This is a genomic window from Mycoplasma phocimorsus, assembly GCF_030077875.1.
GTDB classification, from domain to species: Bacteria; Bacillota_I; Bacilli_A; order Mycoplasmatales; family Metamycoplasmataceae; genus Mycoplasma_H; species Mycoplasma_H phocimorsus.
In genome coordinates, this window is the sequence record NZ_JASEJT010000007.1 from 125,774 (window position 1) to 138,213 (window position 12,440).

Below are 12,440 nucleotides of genomic sequence, written 5' to 3' on the forward strand. Positions count from 1 at the left end.
AAAATAATAATGATATTAGAACTTAACAGAGACAATTTACAAAAATATTTAGAAGAACAGGGGCCAAAAGATTTTATTTCAATAGCTCGTTTTTTTAGAATTGACAAAAAGAATAATAAACTTTTATCTGAGTTTTTATCGAATTTAACGATAAACCATTATATATTTCATAATAGAAAAAGTGATGAATATTATTTTATGAAATATTTAAAAACTATTAATGGAGAATTTAAAAAGAATAAAGATCATTTTGGATTTATTTATGATGACGCCTCAGATGAAAGCTATTTTGTTGCAAAAGAGCATTTTAAAAATGCTTATGATGGCGATAATGTAATGGCAAATATTTACCAATATGGTGATAAACAAAATGCTGTAATAATTGCTTTAAATAAAAGATCACATAAGAAAATCGTGTGTAAATTACTAACTGTTGATGGCATAAAAACATTGCAGGGTTTTTATGATACATATCGTTTTAGTAAGTTTAAAATTTCAAATTTAGAACAATATAAAGATTTAAATAATGTTCTTGTATTAGTAAAAATTATTGGATATGAAAAAGATTTTTTAATAGCAGAAATTAATGATGTTATTGCAAAACTTGATTCTCCTACATTAAATGCTCAGGCAAAATTATTTTCACTAAATACAAATAATTCATTTAGTAAAGAAGTACTTGAAGAGGCTGCATTAATTCCTGATTTTATTTCTGAAGATGAAACTAGAAAAGATTTTAGAAATGAATTAATAGTTACAATTGATGGTGATGATACTAAAGATTTTGATGACGCTATTAGTGTATCAAAACAAGATAATTTTTACATATTAGGCGTTCACATTGCCGATGTTTCATTTTATGTTAAAAAAGATAGCAAAATAGATAAAGAGGCGCTTAAGCGTGGGACATCAATTTATACCGCTGATAAAGTAATTCCAATGTTGCCTGAAAAATTATCAAATGGTATTTGTTCACTTAATCCTAATGAAGATCGTTATGCTCTTAGCGTAATTATGAAAATAGATCAAGAAGGTAATACAAGGGAAGTAAAAATTTATCCTTCTATTATTAAATCAAAATACCGCCTAACATATAATCAAGTTAACAAATATATTGAAAAGCAAAAATCAATAAATGCTGAAGTTGATGCATTAATTAACGTTTCATATGAATTAGCTAAAATTATTAGAAAGTATAAAGAAGATGAAGGCTATGTTAATTTTGAAATTATTGAGCCTAAAATTATTCTTAATGAAAATGGTACAGTTAAAAATATTTTAACTAAACAGGGTGGAATTAGCGAAAATATGATTGAAGATTTTATGGTTAGAACTAATGAAGAGGTAGCCAAGTTTTTAATTAAAAAGAATCTTCCTGCAGTTTTCAGAGTTCATGAAGAGCCTGAAGAAGAAAAGATTGATAATACAAATAAACAATTAAAAATTTTAGGATTAACTTCAAAAATTGACTTTCCTTCAAATTCACTACTTTTTGCTCAAAATATAAAAGATATTTTTCAAGAATATCATCATGAAAATAACGATATTTTAAAAATTCTTTTCCTTAGAACTATGGCTAAGGCTGTATATAGTTCTTTTAATATTGGTCATTTTGGTTTGGCATCAAAATCATATTGTCATTTTACTTCCCCAATTAGAAGATATCCTGATTTAATTGTTCATAGAATTCTTAGGGACTATTATTTTGCTAATAAAGAATGTAATAATTTAGAGGAAACATTATTAACGCTTGATAAAATTGCAAAACAAAATTCTGAATCAGAACAAAATGCTTTAGTGGTTGAGCGCAATACTAATGATGTAAGATATGCAGAATATTATCATTCTAAGATTGGTGAAACATTTAAAGGAATTGTTACAACAGTAAGTAAATTTGGTATGTTTATTGAATTAAATACAAAAGTGTCAGTACTTTGCCATATTAAAAATATGTTAAATGCCACTTATGAATATAATGAAGAAAAAGAAATACTACAAGCACCTGGAGCTAGAGCTTTTAAAATTGGTGATGAAGTCGAAATAACGATTGTTCAAACTAACTTAAGAGATGGAAAAATAGATTGTGTTCTTAAAGATGATTATTTAAAATATATTAATTTTATGAATAAATTAAAAAGAGGATCAATTAGATTAAACAAAGCAAATTTTAAATAAAGTAAAACTTATTTTGTTTAAAAATAAAAACATTTATTTATTTTTAATTGAATAAGATAATAAAATTTTTAAAACTTTTATGTCTATAATTAAAATATGAATTTAAAAAAAATATTTGAAAAACAGTTAATTTTAGATGAAGCTATATTTAATAGATCAAAAAAAATTCATAATATTCACTCTTTTGATGAAATAAAAAGACTTACAATTATTGCTTTAATTATCGAATTAGGTGAATTTATGAATGAAATTGAAACATTTAAGTATTGAAAAAAAACAAGAAAAGATAATAAATCTAAAATTCTTGATGAGCTTGCTGATGTTTTACATTTTGCTACTAGTTGGGCAATAAGAAAAAATATAGATTCAAATATAAAACCTGTAATTTATTCAGAAGATCCAAATGAACAATTTATTGAAATTATGAAATGAGTAAATAAATGGTTTGATGAAGATACTAAAGAAAATATTAAATATACAATAGAATTAATTTTTGGATTAGCATCTATGGTTGGATTTAATGACGAAGAAATAGAAGATTCATATATGAAAAAAAATCAAATAAATTTTAAAAGAATAATTGAAAACTATTAATAAAAGGCCAGAAATTGTATCTGGCCTTTTATTAATACAATATCTTAAAAAATATAATGTTTTTATTTTTTAAGATTACAAATAAAAACTAAAAAATTCATATTTTATTAGTTTCGTTTTTAAATGAATCAAATTTATAAATTTATTTTATTTTTTTATTAATTTATTTTATTAGTACTATTAATTTTTGTTTGTCTACTTGTTTAATATAGTTAAATTAAATATAAATAACTTTAGCGAGTTTTTAAATAACTCTTATTTTTAATATTAAAATGCTATTTTTAATTATAAAAATAATTAATTAAGTTAATAATAAAATATATTTTTATCTTAATTTTATTAAAAAAAACAAATTTTATGATAATATTTTAAATAACAAACAATGACAAAATTTTAATAAAAAATTTATGCATATATTGCTAATAATCATAATTTTGCGTGTAGAAAATTTTTACTAACTTATTTTTATAATATATATTATTAAATAAAATTGAATTGAAATATTTAATTAAATGTAAATATATTATTAAATAATTAATTATGAAATATAAAGATATTTTTAATATTAAAGGAGATCATGAAGAAAAAACAGTTATTGCTTATTTTAAGTGCAAGTTTTTTGGTATTTTCTACTTTTTCTGTTTCTTGTAATAATAAAATAAAAGGAAAACGTAATAGCGATACTAGATTAGAAAATAATTCTTTAAGAACTGAAATAGAAAATTATATAGCTTCAACAATTCAGCTAAATACAGAAGATATTACAGTTTATGATGCATTAGGCGGAATTACAAATTTGCAACTTAAAATAGTTAATGAAAAAAAATTTAAAGAAAAAGGCATTAGATTAGGATTTTCTAAACAGGTTATTGATTATGAAAAAGAACAACTTGCTGTTCAAATAACATATAGACAAAATGGAAAAATTGGTAAAAATCCAATTACTTTTAATATTCCATTTGCGGATTTTAAATGAATTGATGGAAATGACTGAAGTAGAATATTTGCCGGATTAACAAAATATACAAAAATTGAACTACATGGCAAAAATGCTGATGGCAAATGAAATATTAAAATTAAAAATGCATTTGGTAAAGCTGCTGAAATTGTACAAAGTCCATATGAAGGAGAAATTCCATCAGTAGATAGGATTTCTTATAGATTAACAGTTACAAACAGTTCAAAAGTAACAGGCAATTTTGAAGATATTACTTCAAATTACTTATTAACGGGCGGAACAATTACTAGAAATGATGTTATTAATATTACTATTGATGATACAAATGGCAATATTAAAACTATAAAATCAGATGAAGGCATCATTCAAAAACCTGAAGATCCAAAATGGAAAGAAAATCACAAGTTTTTAGGTTGAAGTACTCAAGAAAATGCTACAAAACCAAACATATTTATTAATGGCGAAAAAGAGCATAAATTTGTTAAACCAACAACTATTTATGCTGTATTTGCAAAATATCCAACGCTTTTGGTTAAATTGCCTAAACTAAATTATCAAAAAGATACTATAAAAACATTGGTGTTAGGCGAAAATGGTGAAGTGACTAAAGAAAGAATTACTAAATTAATTCAAGATGGCATAGATTCTGTGAAAGATGCTAATAAATGATCATTTGATAGTGAAACATTAAAATATACAGATTCAAGCAAAAATGAATATCCGTTTTTATTTGATGAAGATGGCGAATCAATAGTTAAATTTGAAATTGGTAAAGAATATACTTTGAATGTAAATTACATGCATGAACCTGTTTATATCTTTAAAAAGCAAGAAACAGATGAATTTATTGGTCATATTTGAGCAAACAAAATAATTGATGAGGAGGAAATTTTATTTACTTCTCCAGTATTTAGCATTGATTTATCTAAGCAAGAAATGAAAGGCCAATATCTATTTAAAAAATTCTTTTTAGATGGCACAGAATATAAAGCAGATAAATTATTTGATTCACAAAATAAAGATAACGAAGAAATAGTAGAATTACAATTCGAATCAACAAAACAAATTAAAATTGAAAGATCAACATTGGAATCAAATAAAGAAGTTTCAGACCAATTTTTAACACTTGATGGCAGATTAAAAGAGACATATCTTCCAAAAATTGATTTCAGTTGATATAAAGGTGAATCACCAAGAAAATTTGATGAATCAGATGTTCAAAATAATGAAGCTTTTGATAAAAGAAGTAAAGAAGAAAAAGAAAAAGGTGTTGTTTTTGCTGGATGATATTCTGATCCTGAATTTAGAAATAAAATTATATTTAAAGACGGTTTATCAAAATACCCAATTAGAACAAATAAAATTTATCCTAAATTTACAGCTGATAAATGAGATAAAATTCGTGATATAAGAGAAATTTTTGAAATTATATTTGAAATTGCTGAAAAATCTGCATCTACAGCTGCTAATTTTGAAGAAATTAAAAAATATGCCGATATTACAAAAGATGCTATTAGTTTTGTAAGATGAGTAACTTATTTATTAATGGGCGGAAAAAGAACTAGCGAAGAATTCTGAAAAGGTTATGAATCTATTAATAGAATAGTTGATAAGGCATTTAATTGAAATGAAAATGATGACAATAATAATAGTGAATTTTTAAAATTAAATGGAGATAATCCTTTTAAAGGTTCTTCTTCAGTAATAGTTAATTCTATTACAAAATTTATAGAAGAAATTGCAAAAGCTGTTGTTGCTATTAATTCTACCTATGGCAATGGCGAATTTAAAGATAGTGTATTTACTGATAAAGTGAAAAAATGAGATTTTAGCAAATTTTTAAATTCAGATAACAGCGCTAAAAAACAAAGAATTGAATTTATTAAAGTTATGGTATTAAACGGATTGATAGAGGGAGAAAAAAATAAAAAGCTTAACATTAGTCAGGCTTTAAATTTAGATTCAGAAGGAAAGCCGGCTAAAAATAAAAAAGATTTACACTTCTTTTTAGTGGCGCTAAATAATTTTGCTGATGCAATTGCGGGAGAGGGTGGAATTCAAGATATTATGGTAACGGCTTTTCAATTAATTAAAGACACTAAAAAGGAAAAAGCTTTTCAAATTGCTAAAACAACAATTAAGTTGGCAGGTGATATTTCTAACTTTATTACAAAATTATATACTTCAATAGAGGTTTTATTAAATCCAGATAAATATGAAAAACAAACAAATTAAAAAAGCAAGCACTTATTTATTTTTTGTAACTAATTTGCATATGATTTTATTTTTTTAAAAGATATCAATTTTTTATAATTTATTTTTAAGTTAAATAGTCATTTAAAAAGCTAGAAATAACTTCTAGCTTTTTATTAGTCCAATATCTCAAGAGAAATTGTAATATTGCCCATTTTTCTTTCTCCATCAAAAAGCGTATAAGAAAAGCTTTTATGTTTTTCTGTAATATTTAAAGATGTTAAATGTGTATGCAAGTAGGCTTTAAACTTATTTTTCCCATCATAAATAGTATATTCATTTGCAATTTTCTGATTTAATTCAAATAATAGGGTACTAACGCCAGCAATTAAATTTACTTTAGTTGCAGAAAATTCAAATCTGTTAATTAATTTAGATTTAGGATCAATAAATTCATAAACTTCAAATTCAATGTCCTTATCAATAAACGTATCTTGTGTGTAAGGTACATTAAATTCAATTTTTGCCCTTTCATCTTGAAACATGTCATTTATACTTTTAAATTTTAAAGTCATTTTTTTAATCTTTCGAATATTATTTCTTTTCCAAATAAGTAGATTGCCTTAGCTAATTCAGGACCATGCTCTTGTTTTGTGCTTGCTAGTCTAATAGGCATAAATAGATTTTTTCCTTTAATTTCAGTAATTTTTTGCGTTTCTTTAATTAATTGCGATATATTTTCAACACTAAATTCAGAATTTAATAATAGTTCAGCAAATGTTTTTACAACAATCGCATCAAATTCTTTAATATCAGCTTTTTCAGTAGAAATATCATCATAAATTGCTAAAGATTCTTTAAGAGTTTGAATATTGTAACTGCTATCTTTATAAGTGGAAACAAACATTTCTAATCATGATTTATCTTTAGAAGAATTTAATTTAGAAATTATTAAATCATTATCTAAATTTTTAAAATACTGTTTAGAAAATCATTGCATTTTTACAATGTCAAATTTTGATGGCGATTTTGAAAGACGTTCATAATCAAAATTTTTAATTAATTCTTCATGAGAAAGTAATTCTCTAGAAGAAGCATCGGTTCAACCTAATAGTGCTAGAAAGTTGAAAATAGCTTCTGGTACATAACCTTCATTTTTATAATCCTCAATAAATTGTTTCATTGTAGTATCGCGTTTAGAAAGTTTTTTTCCTTCCATATTAGTAATAATTGTTAAATGGCCAAATTCTGGTATTTTTCAATTAAGAGCCCGATAAATTGCTATTTGTTTTGGAGTATTAGCAATGTGTTCTTCTCCCCTTAAAATATGCGTAATTTGCATATCATGATCATCAACAACAACTGCAAAGTTATATGTTGGAAAGCCATCGCTTTTTCTAATTACAAAATCTCCTATTTCTTCAGAAGCTCATTCAATATGTCCCCTAACTAAATCTTCTCAACCAAGAATCTGGTTTTTAGTCATTCTAAAACGAACTGAATATTCGCCTCTTGAAAATCTAATTCTTTTTTCTTCATCAGAAATTTTAAGTCAATTAGGATCATATTTAAATGATGTTATTCCCTTAGCTGCTTGTTCTTCTTTCTGCATAGATAATTCATTGGAATTTTCATAAGCGATATATGCAATATCATCTTTAATCATTTCATTGATTACTTCATTGTAACGATCTAATTTTTCTGATTGACGATACTTTCCATATTTAGAATTTGGATTAATAGGCGATTCATCAGGAATTATTCCTAATCAAGCTAAATTTTCAAGTTGTGATCTTTCACCATCTTTAACATCTCTCTTTTGATCAGTATCTTCAATTCTTAAAATAAAATCTCCATTAAAATGTTTAGCAAAAAGATATGAAAATAGTGCTGTTCTGGCTCCACCAATATGTAAATATCCTGTTGGACTAGGAGCATATCTTGTTCTAATTTTTTTATTTAACATATAAATATTTTACTTTATTTGTAATTTTTTAAACATAAAACAAAAAGAAACCTATATGGCTTCTTCAAGTGAAGTTTGAACAACTTCTACATATTTTTTAATTCTTTTCTTATAATTTGATTTATCTTTTTTAAAATCTTTATTTATAGTAAAGTAAACTTCATATTTTTCAAAAATAAAATTATAAGCAATCAAAATTGTTGAATTTTCATTAGGAATTCTTATTAATATTAATTGATCATGAAAAGCTGATGTAATATTTTGAACTTCAATAATATATTCACACTCATAAGCTGAAAAATTATTTTTAATACTATCAAGCAACTTATCAATTTCTCTAAATTTAATATTAAAAACTTTAACTAATTCATAATAATTTCCATATAATTTTGTTAAATTTTTTCATTTAAAAAACATGCTTATATTTTGGTTTTTTAAATAATTAATATATAAAATATATTTAAAAATAAATGCAACTATATCATTTTTATATTGTTTAATTCCTATATTAGCAAAATCTTTAACTAAAAATAGTTTAGAATCATCAAGATTTGAAACTTGTTTTATTTTAGGAAATCTTAAAAATAATTTATCAAAATATGCATTAAATGAGGGATCTAAAAATAAATAAGACATATCTTCCGCTTTTAACTCATTTATATAATAATCAAGATAAGAAATAACTAAAAAGTTTGGATCAATTTTGGCATATGAGTCATCAATATTTAGTTTTAAACTAATTTGATTAAAATTATTATTTAATTTTAAAATAATATCTGGTTTTTTAATTCAGTAAATATAAATATAATTAATAAATTTTTTCAAAAAATTGCTTCCATTTGAAGGGGTAAATAAAATTTTATATTTACTAAGTTTTAATAATTTTTTTAAGGTGTCATCAAAGTGTTCATTATTTCTTTCTATAACAATATTAATTAATGGTTCGTCATATAAAAAGCTTCCTGAAAGATTTTTTATAGAATTTTCAATATAATCTTCTTCAATTAAATTTTGATTAATATGAACAAAACGTTCATCACTAATTACTGCTTGAACAGTTTGCGCTTTATTATATTCATTCAATGTATTAATAAGAATGCTTTTAGCAATTGGCTTGCCATTTTCAAAAATTCTTATATATGTGTAATCTTTTTCAGTAGAGGCATGAATAATATAATCCGCTCTAATTCTTTTTATATACGTATTTAAAAAAATAATTGATGTACGTTTTTTATTTTCAGCAATATATGCAAACCCTTTATTTTGTGTAATTTTCGAACAAGTTAAATCGTAATAGAAAGATGGGTTTTTTAAATTTTGTAATACAATAATATTTTTATTTGTTAAATCAATATTTTTAAAAAAATTATCAATAAAAATTGTATAAGTTAACTTATTAAAATTGCCAAAACCATGCGTTTGATTAAAAATTACTAAATTATTATTCGAAATAACAAATGATTTAAAAAAGAATGATAAAAATTTAGGATTATTAACTTGTTTGGCTATAGAATTTTTTTTCGCTTCTGTTCAATAATTTAACCAAAAATCAGTTAAATTTTCTTCTCTTTGGAAATCCATAATTAATAAATCCCATCTTTTAATTTATCTAAATCATTTTCATTAGTTAAAAGCGTTTTAGAATCTATATTATAAATTGATTTCTCTCCTAAAAGCATTGCTTCAGAAAATAATCCAGCAATCGTTCCCTCTTGTAAGATACTGCCATCATAAAGTAATGCTCCTGGCAAACCAATTCAATATGTATTGTTTATTTCTACATCTTCTCTATTTGTTACAAGTTGATAAATTTTATTCTTACTTTGAACTTTTATTTCATATAAATTCTTTTTGTTCTCATTTTGAACTTTAGAAATTAAAATTCCAAAATCATAAAATATTGAACTAGATAAATCATAGTTTTCTAATTGTTTTATTATAATATCTGGAAGTTTATCTATCAACTGAAATCTAATATTTTCATTTGAATTTAAATCAATAATACTATAAACCTTATGTTCATAATGTTGAACAATTAAGTTATTAATTTTACTAGTTTCTAATTGTAAAATGCCTTTACTATTATTTAAAATATATACTAAAGTATTGCTAAAATTGTTACAAACGTTTAATTTAATTATCATTATTTAATTATAAATTAATTAAATTTATATAAAATAATATTATATGAAAATAGCGATAATAGTAGATTCTTCTTCTAACCTAAGTTTGAATGAGGCTAAAAAATTAGGATGATATTTGCTTCCAATGACAATAACAATAGATGGAAAAGAATATATTGATGGAGTTGATATAAATTCTTCAATGTTCAATCAAATTTATAAAAATTCTTCAATAGCTAAAACAAGCGCAACTAACATTCAAGAAATTAAAAATATGTATGACAAATTATCAAAAGAATATGATAAAATTGTTGTTTATCCAATTTCAAAACATCTTTCTTCTCAATATGCTAATTTTAAACTTTTATCAAATGATTATGATAATGTTTATGTTGTTGAATCACATAATATTTGTGAACACATAGTTTTTGATCTTCTTGCTTTTCAAGATAAGAAAATTGAAACAGAAAAACAATTTATTGAAGAATTTAATAAATTAGGTACTTATAAGTCTAATGATTTAACTCTTTTGATCCCCAAATCAAATGAACCTCTTGTTAAAGGCGGTAGACTTTCGCCAGCTGCTGCAGCACTTGCAAAAGTTTTAAAGATTGTTCCTGTAATTTCATTTGATGGTGAATTAAAAAAATATGATAAAAGTAGAATATTTGATAAAACTGTTTCAAAATATATTAAATTGAATTTAAATAAAAGTAAAAGTGAGAGAACAAAAATTATTTTACTGCATTCACATAATAACAATATTGAAAAGGTGCGCGATGAATTTATAGGGCAAATTAATCATGAATATTTCATTCCTTGTACAGTGGCAATTCACACTGGTATTGAAGCTATTGCTATAATAAATACTAATGTTGATGAAAAATATATTAACATATTAAATAAATTAAGACAAAATAATTTTTAATATATTTATTGATTAAAAAATAACTTTATTTCAAAGCATTCTTTAGTTTTTTTTATAAAATTTATACTTATTTATTTTTATATTATTGTCTGCTATAGCTATATTTTGAAAATTTTGTTTTTGGTAAAATTATTAACTAAATTTTAGTTATTTTTTTTGTTTTTAAGAATTATATATAATAAATTTATTGTAAATATTTTTACTATATTTTATGTATAGCATTTTAAGGTAATTTTTTTTCAACCGTTTTTATTTAATGTAATTTTTTTAAAGCGCTCTTGTGCAGCAAAAAATAATAAAATTAATATCATTTGCTTTTAAAATTTGATATCTTATTAATTAAGATATTATGTGCTTAGTATAAAATTATTTAAAGCAAATATGCTTTTTCAAATTGTATATTTTATTTATTCTTTTCTTATTGTAATTTCTGCATATTTATAATATATAAAAATTTATATTTCATATATTTATATATTTAACAAAATTAAGGAGTAAAAAATGAAAAACAAAAAAGTAAAAAATTTTATTAATATTTTAACTGTTTCATTAATTTCCTTTGTACCGTTATGTTCGTTATTATTGAGTATTAATTATCAAAATAATTCAGCAATTAAAACTAAACAACAAAATATAAAAAATATTAAAACTAATAATTTAATTAATAAAAATATTTATGTTGAAAATTCCTTATTACAAAATAGTCAGCCTGAAATAAATTTACAAATCTCACAAGGGCATGTATTTCATAAATTTGATACTTTATTACAAATTGTTAATATTAAAAAGAAGACCATTGCAAATAAAATTGATGGTTCATTGTTAAGTAATTTGTTTGGCTTTTTTTCAAATAATAGTACACTTTTTTTGAGCGCTTTATATAGCGCTGTTGGTTTGGCTGCACTTTCAGGATTAGGTTATAGTGTTTATAAAAGTATTAAAGATGAAAATGATAGAAAGGATGCGGCTAAAGAACTTGAAGAAGATCTAAATGCTGGTATTACATACACTTTTAAATTTAAACCATATGATGGAAATAAAACTGGAGGAAAATGAAAAGTGTATAAATATTTTGAAAGTGACAAAGCAAATTTAAATCAAAATTTAGAAATTAAAGAATTGACTTCACTTTCAGATGACAAAAATGATACTTTTTTTGAATTTGAATACAAAGCAAATGGTAAAAACGAAAATAATAAACTTATAATTTTATTTGAAAAAGATGAAAAAATAAAAAGAGAACAGGGAAAAGAAGAGCCGGTATTTGATGGATATTCTTTGGATGTTTATTTATGAAATTTTTATAATAAGAAAAATAAAAATAGCATCGATCTTTATGAAAGATTTGAAAAGGGTAAAAAGGTTGGAACTCTTGTACTAAAAGAAAAAGAAAAAACAAATAAAAATAATGGTATTTCTATTAAAATTCCTTCAAGATAATATAAAAGAGTTTAATTAATAAATTTACATAATAAATATAATTATGTTTTAGATATTGCAGCT

The 12,440-nt window shown here is 23.0% G+C and carries 9 protein-coding genes; 5 read left to right on the forward strand and 4 right to left on the reverse strand.

The features are described 5' to 3' along the window. The first annotated feature begins 9 nt into the window (after nucleotides 1–9). The 3 genes from rnr to QMA87_RS01900 all read left to right on the forward strand — a co-directional run bounded on the left by rnr (nucleotide 10) and on the right by QMA87_RS01900 (nucleotide 5,962). On the forward strand, nucleotides 10–2,175 hold the full coding sequence (gene rnr, locus QMA87_RS01890) for a ribonuclease R (protein ID WP_283833751.1): 2,166 nt from the start codon (nucleotides 10–12) through the stop codon (nucleotides 2,173–2,175). Between the two features lie 96 nt (nucleotides 2,176–2,271). After that, on the forward strand, nucleotides 2,272–2,769 hold the full coding sequence (locus QMA87_RS01895; RefSeq protein ID WP_283823679.1) for a dUTP diphosphatase: 498 nt from the start codon (nucleotides 2,272–2,274) through the stop codon (nucleotides 2,767–2,769). 577 nt (nucleotides 2,770–3,346) lie between these two features. Further along, complete coding sequence (locus QMA87_RS01900; protein WP_283833752.1) at nucleotides 3,347–5,962, forward strand: InlB B-repeat-containing protein; 2,616 nt, start codon at nucleotides 3,347–3,349, stop codon at nucleotides 5,960–5,962. Between the two features lie 134 nt (nucleotides 5,963–6,096). Here the strand turns inward: QMA87_RS01900 and QMA87_RS01905 are convergent, their stop codons facing one another. The 4 genes from QMA87_RS01905 to QMA87_RS01920 are packed head-to-tail and all read right to left on the reverse strand — an operon-like array spanning nucleotide 6,097 to nucleotide 10,030. Further along, a complete protein-coding gene (locus QMA87_RS01905) occupies nucleotides 6,097–6,465 on the reverse strand; it encodes a hypothetical protein (protein ID WP_283823677.1) in 369 nt (122 codons plus the stop codon). Nucleotides 6,466–6,485: 20 nt separating this feature from the next. Further along, complete coding sequence (gene gltX / locus QMA87_RS01910) at nucleotides 6,486–7,886, reverse strand: glutamate--tRNA ligase (RefSeq protein WP_283833753.1); 1,401 nt, start codon at nucleotides 7,884–7,886, stop codon at nucleotides 6,486–6,488. 51 nt (nucleotides 7,887–7,937) lie between these two features. After that, nucleotides 7,938–9,467 carry a hypothetical protein gene (locus tag QMA87_RS01915; protein WP_283833754.1) on the reverse strand — a complete coding sequence of 510 codons (1,530 nt, stop codon included), beginning with the start codon at nucleotides 9,465–9,467 and terminating at the stop codon, nucleotides 7,938–7,940. Between the two features lie 2 nt (nucleotides 9,468–9,469). Further along, nucleotides 9,470–10,030 (reverse strand): hypothetical protein, encoded by a 561-nt coding sequence (locus QMA87_RS01920; protein ID WP_283827069.1) that lies wholly within the window; start codon nucleotides 10,028–10,030, stop codon nucleotides 9,470–9,472. A gap of 43 nt (nucleotides 10,031–10,073) precedes the next feature. On the opposite strand from QMA87_RS01920, the gene QMA87_RS01925 reads away from it, so the two are divergent. Next, on the forward strand, nucleotides 10,074–10,937 hold the full coding sequence (locus QMA87_RS01925) for a DegV family protein (protein ID WP_283830331.1): 864 nt from the start codon (nucleotides 10,074–10,076) through the stop codon (nucleotides 10,935–10,937). A gap of 501 nt (nucleotides 10,938–11,438) precedes the next feature. Continuing rightward, nucleotides 11,439–12,377 carry a hypothetical protein gene (locus QMA87_RS01930; RefSeq protein WP_283830332.1) on the forward strand — a complete coding sequence of 313 codons (939 nt, stop codon included), beginning with the start codon at nucleotides 11,439–11,441 and terminating at the stop codon, nucleotides 12,375–12,377. Nucleotides 12,378–12,440: the final 63 nt, after the last annotated feature.